This is a genomic window from Arthrobacter sp. BI5 (genome assembly GCF_056680065.1).
Genome location: NZ_CM155264.1, coordinates 866006 through 889959 on the forward strand (window position 1 = coordinate 866006; position 23954 = coordinate 889959).

20 protein-coding genes and 2 riboswitches are annotated in these 23954 nt (G+C 69.6%); of the genes, 13 read left to right on the plus strand and 7 right to left on the minus strand.

What is annotated here, in order from left to right:
• Positions 1-683 precede the first annotated feature (683 nt).
• Complete coding sequence (locus AC1MED_RS04110; protein ID WP_479785568.1) at positions 684-1757, plus strand: RNase H family protein; 1074 nt, start codon at positions 684-686, stop codon at positions 1755-1757.
• Between the two features lie 42 nt (positions 1758-1799).
• Here AC1MED_RS04110 and AC1MED_RS04115 read toward each other — a convergent pair whose 3' ends face one another.
• The 6 genes from AC1MED_RS04115 to AC1MED_RS04140 all read right to left on the minus strand — a co-directional run bounded on the left by AC1MED_RS04115 (position 1800) and on the right by AC1MED_RS04140 (position 8958).
• Positions 1800-2087, minus strand: a complete 288-nt coding sequence (locus AC1MED_RS04115) for a WXG100 family type VII secretion target (RefSeq protein ID WP_479785570.1) — start codon at positions 2085-2087, stop codon at positions 1800-1802.
• Between the two features lie 106 nt (positions 2088-2193).
• Positions 2194-3783 carry a sensor histidine kinase gene (locus tag AC1MED_RS04120; RefSeq protein WP_479785572.1) on the minus strand — a complete coding sequence of 530 codons (1590 nt, stop codon included), beginning with the start codon at positions 3781-3783 and terminating at the stop codon, positions 2194-2196.
• 2 nt (positions 3784-3785) lie between these two features.
• Positions 3786-4496, minus strand: a complete 711-nt coding sequence (locus tag AC1MED_RS04125) for a response regulator transcription factor (RefSeq protein ID WP_175322020.1) — start codon at positions 4494-4496, stop codon at positions 3786-3788.
• A 67-nt stretch (positions 4497-4563) separates the two neighbouring features.
• Complete coding sequence (locus AC1MED_RS04130; protein ID WP_479785574.1) at positions 4564-6210, minus strand: DNA repair helicase XPB; 1647 nt, start codon at positions 6208-6210, stop codon at positions 4564-4566.
• Positions 6207-8714 carry a helicase-associated domain-containing protein gene (locus tag AC1MED_RS04135; protein WP_479785576.1) on the minus strand — a complete coding sequence of 836 codons (2508 nt, stop codon included), beginning with the start codon at positions 8712-8714 and terminating at the stop codon, positions 6207-6209. Before AC1MED_RS04135 ends, AC1MED_RS04130 begins: the two co-directional genes overlap by 4 nt.
• Before the next feature lie 10 nt (positions 8715-8724).
• Complete coding sequence (locus tag AC1MED_RS04140) at positions 8725-8958, minus strand: hypothetical protein (RefSeq protein ID WP_479785578.1); 234 nt, start codon at positions 8956-8958, stop codon at positions 8725-8727.
• Between the two features lie 176 nt (positions 8959-9134).
• Here AC1MED_RS04140 and AC1MED_RS04145 point away from each other — a divergent pair, with 176 nt between their 5' ends.
• Genes AC1MED_RS04145 through AC1MED_RS04155 form a run of 3 tightly spaced genes read left to right on the plus strand, consistent with a single transcriptional unit; the run spans position 9135 to position 11561 of the window.
• Entirely contained in the window at positions 9135-9518 is a 384-nt protein-coding gene (locus AC1MED_RS04145; RefSeq protein ID WP_175322024.1) for a cold shock domain-containing protein, read from the plus strand.
• 9 nt (positions 9519-9527) lie between these two features.
• Positions 9528-10163, plus strand: coding sequence for a DUF3027 domain-containing protein (locus tag AC1MED_RS04150; protein ID WP_479785580.1), 636 nt, complete (start codon positions 9528-9530; stop codon positions 10161-10163).
• Positions 10164-10205: 42 nt separating this feature from the next.
• Positions 10206-11561, plus strand: a complete 1356-nt coding sequence (locus tag AC1MED_RS04155) for an MFS transporter (protein ID WP_479785582.1) — start codon at positions 10206-10208, stop codon at positions 11559-11561.
• A 27-nt stretch (positions 11562-11588) separates the two neighbouring features.
• Here AC1MED_RS04155 and serC read toward each other — a convergent pair whose 3' ends face one another.
• On the minus strand, positions 11589-12719 hold the full coding sequence (gene serC, locus AC1MED_RS04160; protein WP_479778853.1) for a phosphoserine transaminase: 1131 nt from the start codon (positions 12717-12719) through the stop codon (positions 11589-11591).
• Positions 12720-13048: 329 nt separating this feature from the next.
• Here serC and AC1MED_RS04165 point away from each other — a divergent pair, with 329 nt between their 5' ends.
• The 9 genes from AC1MED_RS04165 (at position 13049) to AC1MED_RS04205 (ending at position 23761) form a co-directional block, all read left to right on the plus strand.
• Positions 13049-13741 carry an iron-dependent transcriptional repressor DtxR gene (locus AC1MED_RS04165; RefSeq protein WP_479785583.1) on the plus strand — a complete coding sequence of 231 codons (693 nt, stop codon included), beginning with the start codon at positions 13049-13051 and terminating at the stop codon, positions 13739-13741.
• 151 nt (positions 13742-13892) lie between these two features.
• A riboswitch (cyclic di-AMP (ydaO/yuaA leader) is annotated at positions 13893-14106 on the plus strand.
• 4 nt (positions 14107-14110) lie between these two features.
• Complete coding sequence (locus tag AC1MED_RS04170; protein ID WP_479785585.1) at positions 14111-14929, plus strand: M23 family metallopeptidase; 819 nt, start codon at positions 14111-14113, stop codon at positions 14927-14929.
• A gap of 147 nt (positions 14930-15076) precedes the next feature.
• Positions 15077-15235: riboswitch (cyclic di-AMP (ydaO/yuaA leader) on the plus strand.
• A 264-nt stretch (positions 15236-15499) separates the two neighbouring features.
• Positions 15500-16276, plus strand: coding sequence for an NlpC/P60 family protein (locus AC1MED_RS04175; protein WP_479785587.1), 777 nt, complete (start codon positions 15500-15502; stop codon positions 16274-16276).
• A gap of 236 nt (positions 16277-16512) precedes the next feature.
• A complete protein-coding gene (locus AC1MED_RS04180) occupies positions 16513-17013 on the plus strand; it encodes an HNH endonuclease (protein ID WP_479778858.1) in 501 nt (166 codons plus the stop codon).
• 54 nt (positions 17014-17067) lie between these two features.
• Complete coding sequence (mobA, locus tag AC1MED_RS04185; RefSeq protein WP_479785589.1) at positions 17068-17835, plus strand: molybdenum cofactor guanylyltransferase; 768 nt, start codon at positions 17068-17070, stop codon at positions 17833-17835.
• The gene (locus tag AC1MED_RS04190; protein ID WP_479785591.1) at positions 17819-18106 is read left to right on the plus strand and encodes a DUF6457 domain-containing protein; all 288 of its coding nucleotides are present in this window, start codon (positions 17819-17821) and stop codon (positions 18104-18106) included. The genes mobA and AC1MED_RS04190 overlap by 17 nt, the downstream gene beginning before the upstream one ends.
• Positions 18103-19659: a molybdopterin-binding protein gene (locus AC1MED_RS04195; RefSeq protein ID WP_479785593.1), complete on the plus strand. Its 1557-nt coding sequence runs from the start codon at positions 18103-18105 to the stop codon at positions 19657-19659. The genes AC1MED_RS04190 and AC1MED_RS04195 overlap by 4 nt, the downstream gene beginning before the upstream one ends.
• 84 nt (positions 19660-19743) lie before the next feature.
• Positions 19744-20613, plus strand: coding sequence for a formate dehydrogenase accessory sulfurtransferase FdhD (gene fdhD / locus AC1MED_RS04200; protein ID WP_479785595.1), 870 nt, complete (start codon positions 19744-19746; stop codon positions 20611-20613).
• A gap of 121 nt (positions 20614-20734) precedes the next feature.
• The gene (locus AC1MED_RS04205) at positions 20735-23761 is read left to right on the plus strand and encodes an alpha-mannosidase (protein ID WP_479785597.1); all 3027 of its coding nucleotides are present in this window, start codon (positions 20735-20737) and stop codon (positions 23759-23761) included.
• The last annotated feature ends 193 nt before the right edge of the window (positions 23762-23954 follow it).

The window sequence follows — 23954 nt, forward strand, 5'->3', positions numbered from 1 at the left end:
CTTTGGTGGGGCCGCCGTCGGCGTTAACCCCTCCGCCCGGGACGCTCCCTCAGGTGGTGCGGTCGTTGGCGGGACGCTCCCTCAGGTGGTGCGGTCGTTGGCGGGACGCTGCCTCAGGTGGTGCGGTGGTTGGCCGGACGCTCCCTCAAGTGGTGCGGTGGTTGGCCGGACGCTCCCTCAAGTGGTGCGGTGGTTGGCCGGACGCTCCCTCAAGTGGTGCGGTGGTTGGCCGGACGCTCCCTCAGGTGGTGCGGTGGTTGGCCGGACGCTCCCTCTCCCGGCGCCGGTGGTGCGGGAGCGTTGGGGGATTTGGCGCCGGTGGTGCGGGAGCGTTGGGGGATTTGGCGCCGGTGGTGCGGGAGCGTTGGGGGATTTGGCGCCGGTGGTGCGGGAGCGTTGGGGGATTTGGCGCCGGTGGTGCGGGAGCGTTGGGGGATTTGGCGCCGGTGGTGCGGGAGCGTTGGGGGATTTGGCGCCGGTGGTGCGGGAGCGTTGGGGGATTTGGCGCCGGTGGTGCGGGAGCGTTGGGGGATTTGGTGCCGGTGGTGCGGGAGCGTTGGGGGATTTGGTGCCGGTGGTGCGGGAGGGTTGGGGGATTTGGTGCCGGTGGTGCGGGAGGGTTGGGGGATTTGGTGCCGGTAGTGCGGGAGCGTTGGGTGGCGTAGGTCTGGCAGGATGGTGCAGTGACGATTACAGCAGCGGCCGATGGTTCGGCTTTAGGAAATCCCGGCCCGGCCGGATGGGCCTGGTACGTGAACGATGACTGCTGGCGTGCCGGCGGGTGGCCGCACGGCACCAACAACCAGGGCGAGCTGATGGCGGTCCTGGACCTCTTCCGCGCCACCGCGCACCTCCCCGACGAGGACCTGCACATCCTGTGCGACAGCCAGTACGTGATCAACTCGGTGACCAAGTGGATGCCGGGCTGGAAGCGTAAGGGCTGGCGGAAGTCCGACGGCAAGCCCGTGCTCAACGTGGAGCTGCTCAAGGAAATCGACCAGGCGCTCACCGGACGCAAATACACCTTCGAATGGGTCCGCGGGCACGCCGGCCACGACCTCAACGAGGCGGCCGATGATCGCGCCCGCGCCGCCGCCACCGCCTACCAGCAGGGCGTCGCGGCCCGGCAGGGTCCCGGCTTCGTCCGCGCCGGCGACACTCCCGCAGCTGCTCCCGCCCCCGCGGGCAACGCTCCCGCCCGCGCTGGCGACGCTGCCGCCCCCGCCGCGCAGCAGACGGCCGGGCAGGCCAGCCCCGCGCCCCGGACGGAGTCCCGGCAGCCGCTGGCAGCCCGGGCCGGAACCCGGGAGGTGTTCGCTGAACCGACCCTGTTCGGTGAATCCGGCCTGTTCGCCGAACCCGACCTCTTCAGCGAACTGGAAGAGGAATCCCGGGCAGCCTCGGCCGGCCCGGAACAAAGCCCGGAGTCCATCGTCGAGTCGCTGGAGCGCGAACTGCTGCTCCCCGAGACCCGTGCGGACCTGGGACGCCTGGGCGTGCTGCTGCACCCCGACTTCACCGAGATCGGCAGCTCAGGGCGGCACTGGACCCGCGACGAGCTGATGATGGAACTGGAGGAAAATCCCGACAGCACGGCCGAACTCGAGCTTCTGGCGGCGGACCGGCTCGGCGACACGGCGGTGCTCCTGACCTACCGCAGCCACACCCGCGCCGGGACGGTGCTGCGGAGTTCCCTGTGGGTCCTGGACGGTGCCCAGTGGCGCCTGCGCTTCCACCAGGGCACCCCGGAGGCCTAAAACCAGCACAACGCCGCGGCCGGCCACACGGGAAGCCGCCGGCTAGCTGAACCGCTGGGTGTTGTTCAGCTCGGCCTGGGCGTAGCTGGCCGCTGCCGAGTTGAGTGCGGCGTTGATCGAGGCCAGGGACGCCTCGACCTTGCCCTGGGTCAGCACCCATTCGGCGAGCAGGGCCTGGAAGTTCGTGGCGGCCGAGCCGCGCCAGCTCGCCTGCAACTCGTCCAGCCCGTGCCGCATCGCCTGCACGTCGGCGCTGATTCTCTCGACCGTGGCCTGGACGTTGGCGGACTTGAGCTGGAGCAGTTCGGTATCGACGGAGATAATGCTCACTTCGGTGGCCTTTCGACGGCTGGGGGTCCCCGGACTTTCCGGACACTGTGAGCCTAGGCAGCTGCCGTCACCGGTCCCAGCACGCAGAACCCCTATGTGGAAAACGCTAGCCGCGCGCCGGTCCGCCTGGTTCGGCTCCGGTCCCCACGTCAGAGCCGGCTGCGGACTCCACCTCGGCGCCGGGGCCGGAATGCACGCCGGTCCCAGCAGAGGCGTCGGCGTCGGCCTCGGCCACGGACCCGGCCAGCTCCGCCTCCGGAGGCTCCGCGTCCGCCAGGAACGGGAGGCTGACCACCAGGGTGGCGCCGCCGCCCTCGGTCGGCTCCACGCGGACGGTGCCCGAGTGTGACCCGACGATGGCGGCCACGATCGCCAGGCCCAGGCCGCTGCCGCCGGTTTCACGGGTCCGGGAGGTGTCCGCCCGGTAGAAGCGTTCGAAAATCCGGGCTGCCTCGTCCTCCGGGACGCCGGGGCCGTGGTCGCGGACCTCGATCACCGAGCGGCGCGTGCCGTCGGCGTCGGGCCGCACCCCCACGGCGAGTTCGATCGGGGTGCCCTCGGGGGTATAGCGCAGGGCGTTGCCGACGAGGTTGCCGACCACCTGGCGCAGCTTCGCCTCGTCGCCCATCACCGGGGCGGGAGCTCCGGCGCCGCTGTCGAGGCCGCGGAGCGAGATCACCCGGCTGCGGTCACTGGCCTGGGTGTCCACCACGGCGTCGTGGGCCAGCAGCAGCAGGTCCACGGGCTTCTGCTGCAGCGGGCGCTGTTCGTCGATCCGGGCCAGCAGCAGCAGGTCCTCCACCATGGCGCCCATCCGCTTGGCCTCGCTCTCGATCCGTCCCATCGCGGTGGCCACGTCCTCCGGTGTGGCCAGGGCGCCGTGCCGGTAGAGCTCCGAGAAACCGCGGATGGTGACCAGCGGGGTGCGCAGCTCGTGGGACGCGTCGGCGGCGAAGCGGCGCATCCTGGCCTCCGACGCCATCCGGGCGGCAAAAGCCGACTCAATGTGCGCGAGCATGGCGTTGAGTGACCGGCTCAACCGGCCGACCTCGGTGTCGGGATTCTCAACCTCCACCCGGCGGGACAGGTCCCCGGCGGCAATCGCCGCCGCGGTCTTCTCCACCCGCCCCAGCGGGCGGAAGGACCGGGTGACGGTCCAGGTGGCGATGAAAAAGGCCAGCACCAGGGTCAGCAGCCCGACGCCGACGACGACGAGGACGGCGTGCTCCATCACCGAATCCACCGGGTAGAGCGGCAGCCCGATCACGACGACGGCGGCGTGCTGGTTGCCGTCCAGCACGGTAACGGCCACCACCCGCCAGTTGCGGCCCTCGGTGCCGCGGACCTGGAACGGCACCTCGCCGCGGTCACGGGCTTCCTGCGGTGTGATGCTGGTGATGGCCGGACGCGAGCCCTTGCTGCCGCCGAAAACGTAGGACGGCTGGCCCGGGCTGAAGAGCATCAGCGAATAGTCGGTGGGGACATTCGGATTCTGGTCCTGCAGCTGGCTGAAGGACTGCTGCTGGCGGGCCGTCTCGACGGCGGTCTTGAGCTTGTCATCGACCTGGCCCTGCAGGTAGCTGTGCAGCAGGGCGAGGGTGCCGGCGCCGGTAGCGGTGAGGGCCACGAGCATCAGGGCCATCATGATGGCGACCAGCTGGGACCGCAGCGACGCCGTCCTCCAACGGTGCAGCAAGGTCAGCGCTTCTCAGCCGTCCGCAGCACGTAGCCGACGCCCCGTTTGGTCTGGATCAGGGCCGGTGCCGCGGGGTCGATGTCCACCTTGCGCCGGAGGTAGGAGATGTAGGACTCCACGATCGAGGCGTCCCCGTTGAAGTCGTACTCCCAGACGTGGTCGAGGATCTGGGCCTTGGAGAGCACCCGGTTGGGGTTGAGCATGAGGTAGCGCAGCAGCTTGAACTCGGTGGGGGACAGCTCGATCACGGTGCCGCCGCGGCGCACCTCGTGGGCGTCGTCGTCGAGCTCCAAATCGTCGACGCGGATCACGGCGTCGTCGTCCTGGAGCGGCTGGGTGCGGCGCAACACGGCGCGGATGCGCGCCACCACCTCGTCCAGGCTGAACGGTTTGGTGACGTAGTCGTCGCCGCCGACAGTGAGGCCGGTGACCTTGTCCTCGGTGTCGTCCTTGGCGGTCAGGAAGAGCACGGGGAAGTGCTTGCCTGCGGCGCGCAGCCGGCGGGTGACGGTGAACCCGTCCATGTCCGGCAGCATGACGTCCAGGACGGCGAGGTCCGGGGAGTGGAGCTCCGCGGCGGCGAGGGCATCGCGGCCGGTGCCGGCGGAGACAACTTCGAACCCGGCGAAGCGCAGCGAGGTGGAGAGCAGCTCGCGGATGTTGGGTTCGTCATCGACGACGAGCAGCTTGGCTTCGGGACCGTTCTTTTTCATGGTTCCCATGATGCTCCCAGACTCTGTGAGTTTTCTGAACGCCGGATGTGTGTTGAGTGGGCGTCCGCTAGTGGCCGGCGCCGACGTCCTTCGCGTCCATGATCCGGTACGCGTAACCCTGTTCGGCCAGGAACCGCTGGCGCTTCGCCGCGAAGTCCTGGTCCAGGGTGTCCCGGGCCACCAGGGAGTAAAAGCGTGCGGCGCGGCCGTCCTGCTTGGGCCGGAGCAGCCGTCCCAGCCGCTGCGCTTCCTCCTGGCGGGAGCCGAAGGAACCCGATACCTGGATCGCCACCGAGGCCTCCGGCAGGTCGATGGAGAAATTGGCGACCTTGGACACCACCAGGGTCTGCACCTCGCCGGCACGGAACGCGTCGAAGAGCCGTTGGCGCTCCTTCACCGAGGTGTCGCCCTTGATCACCGGCGCCTGCAGGCGCTCGCCGATCTCGTCCAGCTGGTCGATGTACTGCCCGATCACGAGCAGCTGCTCGCCGGCGTGCTCGGCCACAAGCCGCTCAACGATCCCGGTCTTGGTCTCCGAGGTGGCGCAGAGCCGGTACTTGTCCGCATCCTCGGCCATGGCATAGGCCACCCGTTCGTCGCGGGGCAGATCCACCCGGACCTCCACGCAGTCCGCGGGCGCGATGTAGCCCTGCGCCTCAATGTCCTTCCACGGGGCGTCGTAGCGCTTGGGCCCGATCAGGCTGAAGACCTCGCCCTCGCGGCCGTCCTCCCGGACCAGGGTGGCGGTCAGGCCCAGCCGGCGGCGGGCCTGCAGGTCCGCGGTCATCCGGAAGATCGGCGCCGGCAGCAGGTGCACCTCGTCGTAGATGATCAGGCCCCAGTCGTTGCCGTCCACCAGCTCCAGGTGCGGATACAGCCCACCCCGCTTGGTGGTGAGCACCTGGTAGGTGGCGATCGTAACGGGCCGGACTTCCTTGATGGAGCCGGAGTACTCGCCGATCTCCTCCTCGGTCAGTGAAGTCCGCTTGAGCAGCTCGTCCTTCCACTGCCGGGCGGACACCGTGTTGGTGACCAGGATCAGCGTGGTGGTGGAACTGGTGGCCATGGCGGCCGCACCGACCAGCGTTTTGCCGGCACCGCAGGGGAGCACGACGACGCCGCTGCCGCCGGCCCAGAAGTTCTCCGTCGCCAGCTGCTGGTAGGGCCGGAGTTTCCAGCCGGTTTCGTTGAGCATGATGGGGTGCGGCGTGCCGTCCACGTAGCCGGCGAGGTCCTCCGCAGGCCAGCCGATTTTGAGCAGCAGCTGCTTGAGCTGGCCGCGCTGGGAGGAGTGCACCACCACGGTCTCGGCGTCGATCCGCGGCCCCAGCAGGGGAGCGATCTTCTTGGCGCGGCTGACTTCCTCGAGGACCGGGTAGTCGGAGGTGCGCATCACCAGGCCGTGCTGCGGGTCCTTCTCGAGGCGCAGCCGGCCGTACCGGGACATGGTCTCTTCAATGTCGATCAGCAGCGAATGCGGCACCGGGAATCGGGAGTACTTGAGCAGCGTGTCGAGCACCTTCTCGGCGTCGAGCCCGGCCGCCCGCGCGTTCCACAGTCCCAGCGGCGTGAGGCGGTAGCTGTGGACATGTTCCGGGGCGCGTTCCAGCTCGGCGAACGCCGCGATCGCGTGGCGCGCCTCGGTGGCCTGGTCGTGGTCCACTTCCAGCAGGATGGTCTTGTCACTCTGGACGATCAGCGGTCCGTCATTCACTGGAGCAGTTCCTCTGTGGCTTCAACATCAATGATCCGGTGGATGGAGAGGACCCGTTCGGTTTCCTTGGCCGGATCGAACACGCGCACACGCCCGCCACTCACTGCTACCGGAACAACGGTTTCGCGGGTGGCATTCCCCAGGCTGTCGACGACGTTCATCACCACCCGCTGCTTGAGCCGGATGGCCTTCTGCAGCGTCTCCAGGCCCAGCTGCGTCGCGGCCTCGCCGCCGGACGCGCCGGACGCCCCGGCGGCGCCGCGGGCTCCCGGCGCAGCGGCGCCGGGAGCAGACCCACTGTCGCGCAGCACCGCGAGCTGGGCGTCGACGTCGGCGTCCGCGGGGGCGGTGCGCGGGGCGGTGTAGACCGGTCGGGCGCTGCCCGGTGCCGCGGTACTGCGGCGCAGCCGGACCGTGGCGGAGTCGGCCTCCTCCACCGCGGGGGACAGGCCCAGGCTGCGCAGCAGCTGGGCCGCTTCCCGGGGCGCTGCATGCGAGACCAGCACGGTCGGCGCGATCCGGACCAGGCCCAGGCCGGAGGCTGCCGGGGTGCTGAGCAGCTCCAGCAGCGCGGTTTCGTCCTCGCTGTGGATGAAGCTCGCGGCGGGACCCACCCGGAGCCGGGCGTGGCGGGCGGCGGTGTCTTCAATGAGGTACTGGAGCGGCTGCGGGACGGCGGTGGCCGAGTGCTCGCGGAGGAAGTCCAGCAGCGCGCCGGCGTCCTGCCCGGCGTCGAGGGCGCGCCGGACCGAGGCCACCGAGAAGCGGTAGATGGTGGCCGGGCCCTGGCCCTCGGCGTCGGCCATGGTCAGGAGCTTCTCGCTCAGTTCCGGGTCCAGGTAGCCGGGGGCGACGGCGGTCAGGTCCGCCTGGAGCAACACGTGGTTCAGTGCCGCGGGCAGGTGCTCGCCGAGGATGGCCAGCGCTTGGTCGGGCTGTTCGACGGCGATCGCCGCGCCGATCTGGCTCAGGGCGCCGGAGCCGACCAGGCCCAGCATTTCGGCCTCGGCGAGGACCCCCTGGATCAGCGAACTGAACCGGCGCGCCATTCGCGGCTGCGACCAGTCGGCCCGTTCCAGCACGGCGGCGGCGTCCAGTACCGGAGCTTCGCCGTCCGCCGCGGCGGCCTCCACGGTGAGTTCGTTGAGGATTTCCAGGATCCGCTTCCGGACCACCGGGGCGTCCGGCCGCTGCGCCTCCGCGGAGAGGGCGTTGATGGTGCTGCCGGCCGGGCCGCGGTGGGCCTGCGCGGTGGCGACGCCGCTGACCGGCTGGCCGACCAGGGACGGGACCCGCTCGCTGGCAAGCCAGGCGTTGACCAGCCAGAGCCACTGCTCCTGGCGGGGCAGCGTCAGCCATTCCAGCTGCGGCGCCTGCACCCAGGCGGAACTGTCCACGTCCAGGCGCAGCAGCCCGGCGAGGGCGCACAGCTCGGCCAGCACGCCCGCCTCGTGCAGCCCGATCCGCAGCGCGTCGGCGAGGCGCTTCATCTCCCGCACGCCCACACCGCCGCTGCGCAGCGTGACAAGGGGCTGCTCACGCACCGCGTAGAGCAGTTCACCGGCCAGCCGCAGCGTTTCGGCGATGGCGCCGAGAGCGGCGTTGCGGCGCAGCGCCGCGGTGGTCAGCCCCAGCCGTGGCGCCGGCGGGCTAAGGGCGAAGTGCTCGATCACAAAGCCGCCGCGGAGCGCCACGCCGACGCTGTGCGGCAGTTCCACATGGGCGGCGTCCAGCGGCACCAGCAGCCCGCGGGCCAGCAGCCAGTCGACCGGCCCGACGTCGGAGCCCTCGTTCAGCACCGACGCGCGGCGCTGCGCCTGGGGCACGGCACCCATCGCCCAGTTGCCGAAGCGGGCGAGCAGCGCCGTCGTGCGTTCCGGCGCGGTGGCAAGGAGCGCCTGCAGGGCGTCCGGCGACGCGGTCCAGTGCTGCAGCGACAGCGCCGCCTCCATCGGGGTGGTGGCGGGAGCGATGTCGGCGCCGCTGTGGTGCAGTTCGCCGACCAGTTGCACCACGCGCTGCGCGAAGGCGGGCTGCAGCCGGACGAGCTCGGTGTAGCTTCTGCCCAGCCCGGCAGGGTAGATGCCTATGACGTCCTTGAGGCTGCCGACCGGAAGGTAGTAGCGCTGCCGGCCCGCGGCCGGGGTCACGCCGTGCGGCGGCTCGGCCCGGTGCACCAGGGCCAGCTCCTGCAGCGAGTGCAGCAGCCGTTCCAGCGCGGTGGCCGTGGAGCCGTTGATCAGCCGCTTGAGCGTGGCGGCGGACGCGCTGTGCCCGGTGTCCGTGTTGGTGCACAGGTGCAGGGTCTCGAGGACCTGCATTTCGGGGCGGTTCAGCCGTTCCAGCGCCCGTTGCACGCTGACCCGGCCGCTGGCCCGTGCGGCCAGGGCGGAGAAGTCCGGCACCGCGGGGGACATCAGGTCCGGCCGCGCGGCGAACAGGGCCCGCAACGAGTCGTCGCTGCGTGCCTGCAGTTCCTTGCTGAGCGCGCGGATAAGGGACATCAGTCCAACGTTACCTTTCGCCGTGCCCGGGCGCCCGGCGCCGGGCTGCGACGGCGTCGACCACCAGGGCGAGCATCAGCAGGAACGCCAGCGGCAGCCCGTAAAGCGCGGTGGATGTAATCCACGCCGGGGCCACCACGTTGTTGAAGGCCAGAACCATGACGGCTCCGACGGCAGCCAGCGAGAGCGCGGCCACGGCGGCCGCAAGAATCATGAGGGGCCGCCGGAAGCGCTGTGCAGTCATGGAGGCAACGCTAACAGCCCGGCTTCGCCCGCGCCTCAAGCCGTCAAAGTGGCCAAGGCAGGATAACCTTGGAGGAACAGACCAACACGGTCCGGGCAGTCATACCCTGAACCCGCATAACCATGCGGATGCGGTGACCGCCGGCCGCGTCCCCCAGAACGAAGAAGGTTGATTACGTGCCCACCGGCAAGGTCAAGTGGTATGACAAGGAAAAAGGCTTCGGATTCCTCGCAGGCGAAGACGGCCAGGAGGTCTTCCTGCCCAAGTCGGCGCTGCCCGAGGGCGTAACGGAACTCAAGGCCGGAACCCGGGTGGAGTTCGGTGTGGCCGACGGCCGCAAGGGAGCCCAGGCCCTGGGCCTGCGGGTGCTGGACAAGACCCCGTCGATCGCGAAGGCCAAGCGTCCCAGCGCGAAGGACCTCGCACCGCTGGTGCAGGACCTCGTCAGCGTGCTGGACAACCTCTCCGGAACACTGTCCGCGGGGAAGTACCCGGAGGGCAACAAGGCCAAGGCCATCGCCGTCGCGCTTCGTAAGGTCGCCGACGAGCTGGACGCGTAAGGCTCTGCGATGACTCCGGAACCTGAACAGAACGCCGCCGCGGCGGCCGGTGCGGCCGCCAAGGCCGCCGGCGCCAAAGCAGGATCCAAGCCGCGCTATGGCGTGCCCGTCTGGCGCGTCGGCAAGCCGGACGCCTTCCTGGCAGCCTCGGTCGACGTCGCCCGTGCCGCGGTGGAGGGCATCGCCCCGGCGGAACAGATCGGCCGGCACCTGGCCGCCAAGAGCGAGGGCGACCGCCTGGTCACGCACCTTTTTGAGTCCAAGCTGCCCGGTTACGGCGGCTGGCAGTGGTACGCGGTGCTGACGCGCAATTCGCGCTCCAAGACCGTGACGGTGGATGAGCTGGGCCTGCTGCCCTCCGACGAGTCCATCCTGGCCCCGGAGTGGGTGCCGTGGGCCGAGCGGGTGCGTCCGGAGGACGCGCAGCAGGATGAGGCCGCCGACGCCCCTGCGGCTGTTGCCGCGCCGGAAGGGCACGCCGCCGACGACGACGCCCCGGAAGAGTCCGCCGACGCCGCCGACGCCGACGACGACGCCCCGGAAGAGTCCGCCGACGACGCCGGCAGCGACGCCCCGGAAGAGCCCGCTGTGGTTGACGCCGCCAGCGAGTCCGGGCAGGCCGAGTCCGCCGCCGAGGCCAACTAGCGGTTTGGAACTGTTCGGGGGAATGCGGCGGAGGGTCGGGACATGAGGTCCACCTTCAAATCGCTGCACATCCTGAACTACCGGATCTGGTTCATCGGGGCCCTCGTCTCCAATATCGGGACCTGGATGCAGCGCACCGCCCAGGACTGGCTGGTCTTTGACCACCTGACCGCGCAGGACGCCGGCGCCATGGGTGTCACGATGGCCCTGCAGCTGGGCCCGCAGCTATTCCTCGCCCCCGTGGCCGGGCTGGTGGCCGACCGCTTCAACCGCAAACAGTTGCTGGTCCTGACGCAGTCCGCGATGGCGCTGCTCAGCGCGGCACTGGGCCTGCTGGTGCTGTCCGGCGCCGCGCAGCTCTGGCACGTCTACATCTTCGCCCTGCTGCTGGGCGTCGTGTCCGCCCTCGATGCGCCCGTGCGCCAGACCTTCGTCTCCGAACTGGTCCGCGACGACTACCTGCCCAACGCCGTCGCCCTCAACAGCGCCTCCTTCAACGTGGCCCGGATGATCGGCCCCGCCGTCGCCGGGATGCTCACCGTCGCCATCGGTCCCGGCTGGGTCTTCCTGGTCAACACCGTCACCTTCCTGGCGCTGCTGCTGAGCCTGGCCAAAATCCCCGCCGCCTCGCTCCGGCAGCTGCCGCGGGCCCCGGCCGGAAAGGGCAGGATCCGCGAGGGCCTGCGCTACGTGCGGTACCGCCCCGACATCGTTGTGGTGCTGGTGGCCGTGTTCATCGTGGGCACCCTGGGATTGAACTTCGTTCTCTTCATCGCCGCCATGGTCGGCACCGAGTTCGGCCTGGATGCCGGCGCCTTCGGCCTGATGAACTCGATCATGGCGATCGGTTCCGTCGCCGGCGCGCTGCTCTCCGCCGGGCGGGGCCGGCCGCGGATGCGCGTGATCTTCGGCGCGGCCGGTGCCTTCGGCCTGACCTCGGGCCTCGCCGCGCTGGCACCGAACTACTTCTGGTTCGGCGTCGCGCTGGTGCCGGTAGGGCTCTTCGCGATCACCATGATGACGAGTGCCAACGGCTACGTCCAGACCACTACGGACCCGGTGATGCGCGGCCGGGTGATGGCCCTGTACATGGCGATCTTCATGGGCGGCACCCCCATCGGCGCGCCGCTGGTCGGCTGGGTGGCGAACGTGGCCGGCGCGCGCTGGTCGATGGGTGTTGCTGCGGCCGCCGGGGTGATCGCTGCCCTGATCGGCATGGTCTGGATCGTCCGGGCGCAGCAGTTGCGGATCGCTTTCAACCGCCGGGCGCGGGGCTTGCGCTACTTCCGCGTCGTCCCCGGCAATTCTTTACGGGCGGATAACCCGAAGGAAAACCGGCCGGAAAACCCGGACGGCGCCGCCCGGGAGGAAAACCCGGACGACGCCGTCGGCCGCTGACCCGCCCCGGCCGGGACGGCGCCGGCGCTACTTCTTGAGCTCGCCGACGACGAAGTCGATGCACTCGAGCAGCGCGGAGACGTCGTCGGGTTCGATCGCCACGAAGGTGGCGATGCGCAGCTGGTTCCGGCCCAGCTTGCGGTACGGCTCGGTGTCCACCACGCCGTTGGCGCGCAGGACCTTGGCGATGGCTGCGGCATCGATCGAGTCGTCGAAGTCGATCGTGGCAATTACATTGGACCGGTCCTCGGCCCTGGCCACGAAGGGGGTCGCGTAAGAGGAAGCCTCGGCCCAGCGGTAGATGCGGCCTGCCGAGTCTGCGGTCCGCGCGGCGGCGAAGTCGAGGCCGCCGTTGGCGTTGAGCCACTGCACCTGCGCGTCCAAGGTCACCAGGGTGGCCAGCGCCGGAGTGTTGTAGGTCTGGTTCAGCCGCGAATTGTCGATCGCCGTCTGCAGGTCCAGGAAGTCCGGAATCCAGCGGCCGCCGGCTTTAATCCGGGCGGCGCGCTCCAGCGCCGCCGGGGAGAACAGCCCCAGCCACAGGCCGCCGTCGGAGGCGAAGTTTTTCTGCGGCGCAAAGTAGTAGACGTCGGACTCGGCGACGTCCACGTCCAGGCCGCCAGCCGCGGAGGTGGCGTCCACCAGGACGAGGGAACCTGCGTCGGCACCGGGCACGCGCTTCACCGGCGCGGCGACTCCGGTGGAGGTCTCATTCTGCGGCCAGGCGTAGGCGTCGACGCCGGCCTCGGCCTGCGCCTCGGGGCGGGTGCCGGGCTCGGACTTGATGATCGAGGATTCGGCGAGGAACGGTGCCTTGTTGGTCGCCGCGGCGAACTTTGAGCCGAATTCGCCGAAGGAAAGGTGCTGGGCCTTGTTCTCCACCAGGCCGAAGCTGGCAATGTCCCAGAACGCCGTGGAACCGCCGACGCCAAGGATGACCTCGTAGCCGTCGGGGGCGCGGAAGAAGTCACTCAGGCCGGTCCGGACCGACCCCACCAGGTTCTTCACCGGCGCCTGGCGGTGCGAGGTGCCGAGCAGCTTTGCCGACGCCGCGGACAGGGCCTCCATCTGCTCCGGCCGGACCTTCGACGGCCCGGCGCCAAACCGCCCGTCCTTGGGAAGGAGGTTCGCGGGGATCGTGATGCTGGTGTCGCTCACAGTGGCTCCAATTGTCGGCTGGGTGCGTGGCGTGGCTCGGACGGGTCCCGCACCGGATTCGGCTGGGCCCGCTCTATATTCTGCCCGACGGCCACGGCCGGGCGGGAAAACCGTCCGTCATAGTCCGGTCATTGAGGCGGACGCCGCCGCGCCGGACGCGCATCCGGTTCCGGCTCCGGGAGCGGGTCCGCGGAGCTGCGGACAGATTATCCGGAGTAATTCAAAATAGGCTAGGCTGTGCGGTGACGTACGGCGGATCTCGCCGGGGCGCATCCTGCACGCTGTACGGTGGGAATGACGCAAGGACGGCGCTCGAGGAGCTGAGCTGAATGACGGATCTGATCGATACCACCGAGATGTATCTTCGGACCATCCTGGAACTTGAAGAAGAGAACATCGTCGCCCTCCGCGCCCGCATCGCCGAACGGCTCCGCCATTCCGGCCCCACCGTTTCCCAGACCGTCGGACGGATGGAACGGGACGGACTCGTGGTTGTTTCCGGGGACCGGCACCTCGAACTGACCGACACGGGCCGGAAACGTGCCATCGAGGTCATGCGCAAGCACCGCCTGGCCGAGCGGCTGCTCGCCGACGTGATCGGACTCGACTGGGCGTACGTCCACGAGGAAGCGTGCCGGTGGGAGCACGTGATGAGCGAACGGGTCGAACGCCGCATCTTCGAAATGCTGGACCATCCGACTGTGTCTCCCTACGGGAACCCGATCCCCGGCCTCGCCGAACTCGGCGGGCTCCCGATGGCGGAACGCGGCGGGGTGGTCAACCTGCTCGAGGCGATGGCCGGCTACGGCGCGGATTCCAGGATCACCGTGAACCGGCTCGCCGAGCCGATCCAGGTGGAGCCGGAGCTGCTGGTCCAGTTGGACGAGGGCGGAATCCGTCCCGGAGCCAGGGTGTCCCTGGAGCGTGTGGGGGAGTACATCTCGGTGCGGGTGCCGGACATTGAAGGTGCGCTCGAACTGCCGCCCGAGGTCGCCGCCCACGTCTTCGTTACGCTCGGGTAACTCCGGTCACCGCTGCGTCCGCGGAGCCGCCGCGAAGTTATGCACATGCGAGATAACGGAATTATTACTGCTTGCCTTAATCCCCTATAGTTGATGACTAGCACCGATACTAAAGCGTTATCTGATCCGAAGCCGAGCTCTGCCAGCGGATCAGCACAGCGAGTCACCTTCTGGCAGAGGCGGGGGAACCACAACCGGCTGCTGATTCAGCAGCCTTGGGGTGAAGTCCGCTAGCGGCAAGCAAACACTATGAGGGATCCGCTGAGGGTGCCCTTGTGTCTGGATGCTTGCACCGGCGGACCGGGTCTTTGATCTCTCTGACCCGAATCCGACAGCTAACTTCGCAGGCTATCCAGAGAGGAACCCTTCTTGACCACCCAGACCGTCAGGGGCCGCCGTCGTGCGACCGGTCCCGCTCCGGAGCCGCGCCCGGCCGCCGTCGTTCTCACCGAGCGCCCGCGCGATGCGCACCGCGACGAGCGCCGCGGGCGGCGCAGCGCGTTCCGCCAGGTAACCGACTTCGCCGCCGTCAGCGGTGTGGGTCAGAAGGCCGGCATCGCCCTCGCGGCCACCGGGCTGGTCCTCACCGTCGCCGTTCCGGCCACCGGCCCCGTGATGGCCACCGAGGCCGCCAGGACCGGCTCGGTTTCCGCCGCGGCGCAGCCCGAGGTCAAGGCAGCGGCCGCCGAAATCAACTTCAACCGCACGGCGGTCACCACCAAGGGCGACCCGGACAGCAAGCTCAAGCAGCTGCTGAGCGCCCAGTCCGTCGGCACCATCACCCGGGCGGCGTCGGCCGGCAGCCTCGGCGCCCCGCTGGACGCCATGGTCACCGCGTCGCCGTTCGGCTACCGGGTCAGCCCCATCACGGGCGCCGTGGGCGAATTCCACCGCGGGCAGGACTATGCCGCGCAGTGCGGCACCGCCGTTCACGCCGCCGCGAGCGGCACCGTGACTTTTTCCGGCTGGCACCCCTACGGGGGCGGCAACCGGGTCGTGATCGACCATGGCAACGGCCTGGAGACCACGTACAACCACTTGTCGTCCTCCAACGTCCACGTGGGCCAGCAGGTCTCGCGCGGCGATGTGGTGGCGATGAGCGGAACCACCGGCGCCTCCACCGGCTGCCACCTCCACTTCGAGGTGATGGTCAACGGGGAAGTCGTTGATCCGCTGGGCTGGCTCTAAGCCGACCCGAGGGACGACTCGCATTTCTGTGACACGCCGTGATCTGAATGTGACATTGAGTCCCAACTGTTGTACCGTATGAAGCACGCCAACTTCTCCGAAGTTGGCGCTCTTGAGTGGATTGCCTAACTCTGCCACCGCTCAAGGTCCGTTCGCATGACATCGTCTGGCAGGGGCGGGGGAACCAATTTTGGTCTTCGCAAGAAGACCTTGGGGTTAAGTCGCAAAGCTTCCCAGGAAGCGGCGCGGCCGGGTGACTCCCATCCGAATCCGACAGCTCACCTCGTAGGCATTGGGAGAGGCTACTTTCGTGTCTTCACGCCACAATGCTGCGCGTTTTCGCGCTGGCGAGGCTCAGTTGAGCCCGCTAAATTCCACGCTCTGCGCTGCCCTTGCCGGCGCCCGGGCTGGATCACGCAACGCAGTTCCCGCTTTTGGCGCGTCTTCGCAGTACACCCTTCGCTAAGAAACCCGTTTCGGGGCGATCCGGCGTACCCCCAAGATGCCGGAGCGTCCTCAGTCCCGCCTGCATGCAGCGCGGACACTTAGGATCACGAAAGAGAGAACTAAATGACTACTCGTGCAAACATTGCACGCCACCGCGCGGAGGTCACCAAGACCAACTCGCTGGCTGTCATTGCTAAGGCCGTCGGCGACAACGCCGGTGGTATGGGTCGCCAGGCCGCGGTTATCGCTGCAGCCTCCGGCCTGGTTCTGACCAGCGGTATCGCAGCCAACGCTGCCGAGACCAACGTTCAGCGCGAATCGACGTCCGCTTCCGCCATGGAAGTACAGTCCAACGCTCCGGCCACGATTTCCGCGGCCTCCACCATCGCGATCTCCTACGAGAAGCCCGCGGTCAAGACCGCGCCGGGCCCCGTCGTCGAGGCTCCCAAGCCCGTCGTACAGGTCCAGGAAGCCAGCACCGACGCAACCGCGCCGGCAGCGGGCTCCACCGCCACCACCGGCACCGCGACCACCGCCTCCGCGGCCACCAAGGCTCCGGCCGCCGTCAGCGGCATGGGCGCTTCGATCGCCGCCGCTGCGTACGCCCAGATCGGCGTCTCGCAGGACTGCACCATGCTGGCTACCAACGCGCTGGCCGCCGTCGGCGTCAACTACCATGGCTGGCCGGCAGGTTACCTGTCCCTGGGCCGCACCGTGAGTGCTGCCGAGGCACAGCCGGGCGACCTCGCCTACTACCAGAACGGTGGCATGGGCATGGCCCACATCGCCGTTTACGTCGGCAACGGCATGGCCGTCCACGGCGGCTGGAACGGTGGAACCACCGCGCTGTACAGCGTCAACGTCGGCTCCGGCCCGGTCTTCATCCGCGTCGGCGGCTAGGACCCAGCCCCGGGCGTCAGCCCGAAGCGTCGTGACAGGACCCCTGCCCCTGCGGCAGGGGTCCTTTCCGTTAAGCCGCAGGCCGCCGCGTTGCGGCGCGGGGAGACGCGGCACAGAAAAATTCGGCAATCCGGGCCTTGGGTGTTTACTCTTGTGGTGTCGATCCATAGCCCGACCATGCACAGGGCAGCCGGCCCTAGTGCCCCTGGCGGGTGCGGCCGTGAAGAGGTATGCGGATGCGCACTCTCGTTCTGAATGCTGGATATGAACCGCTGGCGGTAGTCACCTTCCGTCGGGCGCTGGTCCTTGTATTGACCGGAAAGGCCAGCGTGGTGGCCGAAGGGGACGACCCGGTGGTGGGCCCGCAGGACATCCTCGGCCGCCCGTCGGTGATCCTGCTGAACCGCTACATCCGGCCGCGCTACAACACCCTGACGGCTGTCAGCCGCAGGGGAGTGCTCCGCCGCGACAGCCACCGCTGCGCCTACTGCGGCAAGGCTGCCCACACCATTGACCATGTACAGCCCAAATCGCGCGGCGGCGCGGACTCGTGGGAGAACCTTGTGGCCGCGTGCCTGCGCTGCAACAACGCCAAGGGAGACCACACCCCGGCGGAGATGGGCTGGAAGCTCGGTTTCGTTCCCGGGCCGCCCAAGGGCACCATCTGGCAGATCAAGGAACTGGAGAAGCCGACCCCGGCCTGGGACCCGTTCCTGCTCCCCGAAAAGGCGCACTGAGCCCCTGCCCTGACGGCGACGGCCGCCGCGGCCCGATGCGGCTAGGCTGGTCTGGTGGAATTCGACGCCGTTATCCTCGCCGGGGGCCGGTCCTCCCGCCTCGGTGGCGTGCCCAAGGCCGGGCTGATGGTCGACGGCGCCACCCTGCTTGGGTGGGCGTTGCGGGCTGCCCGGGACGCCCGCCGGATCGTCGTCGTCGGCCCCGTTGCCGGTGACCTTCCGCCGGGCGTACTTGGCTGCCGCGAGGACCCGCCGTTTTCCGGGCCCGCCGCAGCCATCGCCGCCGGTGTCTCCGCCCTCTCCACTTATGGCTCCGCCGAGCAAGAAGCCGAGCAAGCCCCAGCGGCGCAAGGCTTCGGCGCGCCGGGCCCCGACGGCCTGCCCGGGAGACCTGCCGCCGAAGCTCCGGCGCCGCTGACCCTGGTGCTCGCCTGTGATATGCCCCGCGTCGCCGGCGCCGTGGCGGCGCTGCTGGAGGCGGCGGCCGAGGACCCGGCCGGGGACCCGGCGGGTGCGCGGGACGGTCTGGTGGCGGTCTCCGCGGACGGCCGCACACAGCCCCTTGTCGGGCTTTATGGCACGGCTGCGCTACAACATGCTGTGGCCGACGCGGCCCGTCGGAACACCCTCGAGGGGGGCTCGGTCTTCGCCCTCCTTGCTAGTCTTGAGCTGCGGACGATTCCGGTTCCGCCCGGTTCCACGGACGATGTGGACACCTGGGATGACGCCTCCGCGCTGGGGGCCGCCAGCCCGGGTCCGGGCACGTCCGGGGCGCTCCGGCCTAATTCGACTTTGGAGGCAAACGGTGAAAAGCCAGGATGAAACGCTTGAAGACTGGTGCCGCGCGCTGCTCCAGGCCCTTGAACTCGAAGATGTTGAGATCGACATCAATGAAGTGCTGGGACTGGCCGGTGTGGCCGCGCACTCTGTCGTGCGGCCCGCCGCGCCGCTGACGACGTTCATCGCCGGTTTCGCGGCCGGCCTGGCATCCGGGTCCGGGCAGGCGCCCGACGGCGTATCGATGCAGGCGGCCATGGGCGTGGCACGGAAACTTGCCAAGGAATACGCCGCCGCCGAGGCCTCCGGGGCATGACCCCCGCGCCCCCTCTCAGCGAAAGCAACCCTGACCAGGAGAGTTCCGTCCAGGAAGGGGCGGCTGCCGGCCAGCTGGCCCAAACCGACGCCACAGACTCCGGCCCCAAAGTAACCGGCCCCGGAGAAACCGGCCCCGAAGAATCCGGTGCCGATGCGGCCGCCGAGGCCGCTGAAGGGGCGGCCTCCGGCGCGCCGGAGATCCCGCACCACCACCTCGCCCACAGTTGGCAGGAGGCCCGGAAGCTGGCCTTCGACTGCGCCGCCCCCATCCCGGCAGCCCCGGTTCCGCTCCGGCATGCCCTGGGCCGGACGCTGGCAGAGGACCTGAGGTCGCTGCATGACATGCCCCACTATGCCTCCTCCGCCATGGACGGCTGGGCCGTCAACGGCAGCGGCCCCTGGATCCTCGCCGAGCCTGGCCAACGGCTGGCCCCGCATCAGGCCAGCCCGGTCAACACCGGAGGGCTGATCCCGCCGGGCGCAAAGGCCGTGCTCCGCAGCGAAAGCGGCGTCATCGCCCCGGATGAGGACGGGCTGCCGGTCCTGAAACTCGGCGGCCGCGCCAAACCGGGGGAACCACGCAACGGCGACCATATCCGCAAGGCCGCGGAGGAGGCCGCCGCCGGCGAACTGCTGATCAAGGCAGGCACCGTACTCAACCCGGCCCATCTGGCCCTGGCCGCCCTCGCCGGCCATGACGCCTTGCCGGTCCTTGGCAAGCCCTTGGTGCGGCTGGTCCTCACCGGATCCGAGGTCGTCAGCGCCGGCGTCCCCGAGCCGGGGGAGGTGCGGGACACCTTCGGGCCGCAGCTGGCCGCCGTCGTGGAAATGCTCGGCGGGATCTGCGCGGCGCAGGTCAAAATCGGGGACAGCGACGCCGAATGGCTCGCCGCGCTCGAAGACACCGATGACCCCGGCGCAGGCCAGGATCCTGCCGGCGGCGCGGAACTGCCCGGCGACGAATTGCCGGCCGACGTCGTCATTACCACCGGCGGCACGGGCCGCTCCGGCACGGACCACCTCCGGCGCACGGTGGCGGAACTGGGCGGCCGGCTGCTGATTGACGGCATCGCCATGCGCCCGGGCCATCCCGCCGTGCTGGCCGAGCTCCCGGACGGCCGGTTCGTCATTGGCCTGCCCGGCAATCCGCTTGCCGCCATGATGGCAATGTCCACCATCGGCGGCCCGCTGCTCGCCGCCCTCGGCCACGGGACGCCGCCACCGCTGACCGAGGTGCCGTGCGGGACCATGATCGAGGCGGACCCTGGCCGGACCCGGCTGATGCCGTTCCGGATGTTATACGGGATGGCATCACCGGCGCAGCACACCGGCCCCGGCATGATGCGCGGACTGGCCGCGGCCGACGGCGTCCTGGTGGTCCCGCCGCACGGTGTCCAGCTGGGCGAGCCGGTGCCGGCGTTTGCCCTGCCCTGGGGCGCGGCACTCCCGGAGCCGGCCGCAGCGAAACCCGCCGCGAAGCCGGCCACGAAACGGCCCGCCCGGAAACCGGCCGCCGACGGCCCGGTGGACTGGAGCGCCCTGCTTGGCTGACCCGCCGGCAGAGTTCATGATGGATCAAGGGGTGTGTCGCCGCCGGCGGCCGAACCCGTACGCAATGCTGATGAGGAGTATCCGATGGGCCGCGTGACACAGCGCCGCAAGGTGCACAAATTTGTCCTGGACGGCTCGCCGCAGGCGCAGGAATTCCCGGTCCGCTACCGGGAAGACGTGCTGGCGGTTGAGGAGCCGCTCGAAATCCGGCTGGGCAACCTGTCCTTTTCCGTCACGATGCGGACGCCGGGCAACGACTTCGACCTGGTCGCCGGGTTCCTCGTCTCGGAGGGCGTCATCTGGTCCCCGGAGCAACTCGTCTCGCTGCGCTTCTGCGCCGGCGAGGACGAGGACGGCGTCCAGACGTTCAACGTCGTGGAGGCGCAGCTGCGCCCCGACGTCGTCCGGCCGGACACGGGCCGCAACTTTTTCACCTCCAGCTCCTGCGGGATCTGCGGCACCGACTCAATCGACGCGGTGCGCAAGTCCTCGCACTACAGCCCGGCCGCGGACCCGCTGACCGTGCCGGTGGAAACCCTGGCCTCGCTGCCGGACCGGCTGCGGGAAGCCCAGGCAGTCTTCGACGTCACCGGCGGCGTCCACGCGGCAGGGCTGTTCCGGATCGCCGACGACGGCTCGGCCGAGCTGCTCTGCCTGCGAGAAGACGTGGGCCGGCACAACGCGGTGGACAAGGTGGTGGGCTGGGCGCTGCGGGAAGGCCTGCTGCCGCTGAGCGGAACCGTCCTCCAGGTCTCCGGCCGCGCATCGTTCGAGCTGGTACAAAAAGCGTCGCTGGCCGGGATTCCGGTGCTGGCCGCCGTCAGTGCGCCCTCCAGCCTGGCCGTGGAGCTGGCCGAGGCCGGCGGGATGACGCTCGCCGGGTTCAGCCGGGGCACCACCCTGAACGTCTACGCGGGCCACGAACGCGTGGCCGCGCCGGCAGCCATCGGTTGAGGCGGCGCCGGGCGTAACCCGTTGGCCAAATCGCGGCGCTCCCAGTAGATTTCATCCATCGACTGGACACAAGGCTCGAACACGACGTCGCATCACCCGCACCAGCGCTAAGAGGATCACATTGCACGACGACCGCCGTCTCACGGAAGTCCGGCTGGACCGCTTTCTGCGCGAACGCATCATCCCCGCCGTCTACCCCCGCCGCGCGCCGCTCACGCTGAGCAGCTGGGACGCCCCCGGCGAACCCGTCCCGGCGGCGGAGGCGCTCCGGCAGGACTTTGCCCCGCAGGAGCAGGGAGCCGCCTGGGGCCGACCCTGGAGCACCAAGTGGCTGCGCGTGCAGGGCGACGTCCCCGATGCCTGGGGCAGCAGTCCGGACACCGCCGTGGAAATCCTCGTGGACCTGGGCTTCAGCGCTGACCTGCCCGGCTTCCAATGCGAGGGCACCGCCTGGCGGCCAGACGGTACGGTCATCAAGGCGATCTCCCCGCGGAACCAGTACATCCCGCTGAAGCTGCTGGGCAGCGGCATGGCCGTGGACTTCTATGTCGAAGCCGCCGCGAATCCCGACCTGTCACAGGGCTGGACCTTCGCAGCCACCCCGTACGGGGACAAAGCGACAGCCGGCACCGAACCGCAGTACCGGCTGGGCCCGATCGTCATCGCCGAGCTGAACCAGGCCGTCTGGGAACTGAGCCAGGACATCGGCACACTCAGCGGGTTGATGCATGAACTCCCGATGGAGCTGCCGCGCCGGCACGAGATCCTCCGTGCGCTGGAGCGGATGCTGGACGTCATGGATCCCGACGACGTGCCCGGGACGGCGGCCGCGGGCCGTGCGGCGCTCGCGGACGTCCTGGCCCGGCCGGCCTACGCCTCGGCCCACCAACTCGTCGCCACCGGCCACGCGCACATCGACTCCGCCTGGCTGTGGCCCGTCCGGGAGACCATCCGGAAATGCGTGCGGACGTTCTCCAACGTCGTGGCACTGATGGATGAGGATCCCGGGTTCGTGTTCTCCTGCTCCTCCGCGCAGCAGCTGGCCTGGATCAAGGAGTACTACCCGGAGCTGTTTGCGCGGATCCGGGAAAAGGTCAAAACCGGCCAGTTCGTCCCGGTCGGCGGCATGTGGGTCGAATCGGACAGCAATATGCCCGGCGGCGAAGCCATGGCGCGCCAGTTCCTGGAAGGCAAGAGCTTTTTCCTCGCTGAGTTCGGCGTCGAGTGCCAGGAAGCCTGGCTGCCGGATACCTTCGGTTACTCCGCCGCGCTGCCGCAGATAGTAAAGGCTGCCGGCAGCCGCTGGTTCCTGACCCAGAAGATCTCCTGGAACCAGGTCAACCGGATGCCGCACCACACCTTCAACTGGGAAGGGATCGACGGCACCCGGCTTTTCACGCACTTCCCGCCGGTGGACACCTACAGCTCCGAAATCAGTGCCCGGGAGCTGGCGCACGCCGAGCGCAATTACCGGGACCACGGCCGCGGCACCATGTCGCTGCTCCCGTTCGGCTACGGCGACGGCGGCGGCGGACCTACCCGGGAAATGCTGGCTGCGGCCCGGCGCACCGCGGACCTGGAAGGATCGCCCCGGGTGCGGCTCGCCTCGGCCGCGGACTTCTTCGCCAGGGCGGAAGAGGAATACCAGGCCCTGCCGGTCTGGGTGGGCGAGATGTACCTCGAACTCCACCGCGGCACCTACACCAGCCAGGCGAACACCAAGCGGGGCAACCGGCGCAGCGAGCACCTCCTCCGGGAGGCGGAGCTGTGGTGCGCCACCGCGGCGGTCCGGGCAGGCGCCGCCTACCCGGCGGCGGAGCTCAAACGGCTCTGGCGGCTGGTGCTGCTGCAGCAGTTCCACGACATCCTGCCGGGCAGCTCGATCGCCTGGGTGCACCAGGATGCCGAGCGGAACTACGACGCCGTGGCCCGCCGGCTGGAGGCGGTCATCGCCGACGCCGCGGCCGCCGTGCTGGGGGAGGGTGAACAGGAGTTCCTGCTCAACGCCGCCCCGCACCCCCGCCACGGCGTGCCGGCCCTCGGCGCCGCGGGCCCGGTCCGCGCGGCCGCCCCCGTGGACTCGGCGGCCGCCGAGGGCGGCTATGTGCTGGACAACGGGATCATCCGCGCCGTGGTGAACGCCGACGGCCTCCTGGTTTCGCTGCGCGACCACGCCAGCGGCCGCGAGGCGATCGCCCCGGGCGCGTTCGGCAACCTCCTAGAACTGCACCGCGACACCCCCAACGAATGGGACGCATGGGACATTGACGCGTTCTACCGCCGCAATGTCACCCCGCTGGCCGCGGCCCGCTCCGTGACGCTGGAACGCGACGGCGGGGCCGCCGTCGTCGTGGTGGAGAAGCTGGCCGGAACCTCCGCCGTGACGCAGCGGATCCGGCTGGAACCGGGCGCGCCGTCGCTGGCCATCTCCACCGCAGTGGACTGGCAGGAACGCGAGAAGCTGCTCAAGCTCGGCTTCGCCCTCGACGTCCGGGCCGACCGCTCCGCCTCGGAGACCCAGTTCGGCCACGTGTTCCGGCCCACCCACCTGAACACGTCCTGGGAGGCGGCCAAGTTCGAAATCTGCGCGCACCGGTGGATCCACGTGGCCGAACCGGGTTACGGCGTCGCGGTCTCCAACGCCGCAAGCTACGGGCACGACGTCACCCGCAATGTCCGCGGGAACGACGGCGGCACCACCACCACCGTCCGGGTCTCGCTGCTGCGGGCCCCCAAGTTCCCGGACCCGGATGCGGACCGCGGCCTGCATGAACTGACGGTCACCGTCCGGCCCGGCGCCAGCATCGCGGACGCCGTTGAGGAGGGTTACCGGACCAACCTCGCCCCGCGCGTGGTCAGGGGAGCGCACGGCGTGGAGCCGCTGGTCACCGTGTCCAATCCCGGCCTGGTGGTCGAGGCGATCAAGCTCGCGGAGGACGGCACCGGCGACGTGGTCGTCCGCCTCTACGAGTCCCTTGGGGAACGCTCGTCCGGCACGGTGGCAGCGAATTTTGACTGCTCCGGAGTGCGGACCGTGGATCTGCTGGAAAGGCCGGCAGACGCGCCGGGCGTGACCGCCGGTCCGGGCGGCACCGCCAGGCTCACGCTGCGGCCGTTCCAGTTGGTGACGCTCAGGTTCCAGCGCTGACGGGAGGCAGCGGTGCAGAGGGCTCACCGGGCGCTTAAACAGGCTGAGTGGGAGCGGTCCTTGCGGACCGCTACCACTCATCCCCCCAATGGCGCTTGGACGACCCGCCTGGCTCCGTAAGACTGAATCCCCATTCACGGAACCGACTGTCGCTTTCACACATTTATGATTCTCTCACGCTCTAATGATTTTG

What these genes read in the sequence shown, in the direction of transcription:
- AC1MED_RS04125 (WP_175322020.1), bottom strand. Translation starts at nt 4,496, where the DNA reads ATGAAAAAGAACGGTCCCGAAGCCAAGCTGCTCGTCGTCGATGACGAA.
- AC1MED_RS04135 (WP_479785576.1), bottom strand. Translation starts at nt 8,714, where the DNA reads ATGTCCCTTATCCGCGCGCTCAGCAAGGAACTGCAGGCACGCAGCGAC.
- AC1MED_RS04140 (WP_479785578.1), bottom strand. Translation starts at nt 8,958, where the DNA reads ATGACTGCACAGCGCTTCCGGCGGCCCCTCATGATTCTTGCGGCCGCC.
- AC1MED_RS04150 (WP_479785580.1), top strand. Translation starts at nt 9,528, where the DNA reads ATGACTCCGGAACCTGAACAGAACGCCGCCGCGGCGGCCGGTGCGGCC.
- AC1MED_RS04155 (WP_479785582.1), top strand. Translation starts at nt 10,206, where the DNA reads ATGAGGTCCACCTTCAAATCGCTGCACATCCTGAACTACCGGATCTGG.
- AC1MED_RS04165 (WP_479785583.1), top strand. Translation starts at nt 13,049, where the DNA reads ATGACGGATCTGATCGATACCACCGAGATGTATCTTCGGACCATCCTG.
- AC1MED_RS04175 (WP_479785587.1), top strand. Translation starts at nt 15,500, where the DNA reads ATGACTACTCGTGCAAACATTGCACGCCACCGCGCGGAGGTCACCAAG.
- AC1MED_RS04180 (WP_479778858.1), top strand. Translation starts at nt 16,513, where the DNA reads ATGCGCACTCTCGTTCTGAATGCTGGATATGAACCGCTGGCGGTAGTC.
- AC1MED_RS04195 (WP_479785593.1), top strand. Translation starts at nt 18,103, where the DNA reads ATGACCCCCGCGCCCCCTCTCAGCGAAAGCAACCCTGACCAGGAGAGT.
- fdhD (WP_479785595.1), top strand. Translation starts at nt 19,744, where the DNA reads ATGGGCCGCGTGACACAGCGCCGCAAGGTGCACAAATTTGTCCTGGAC.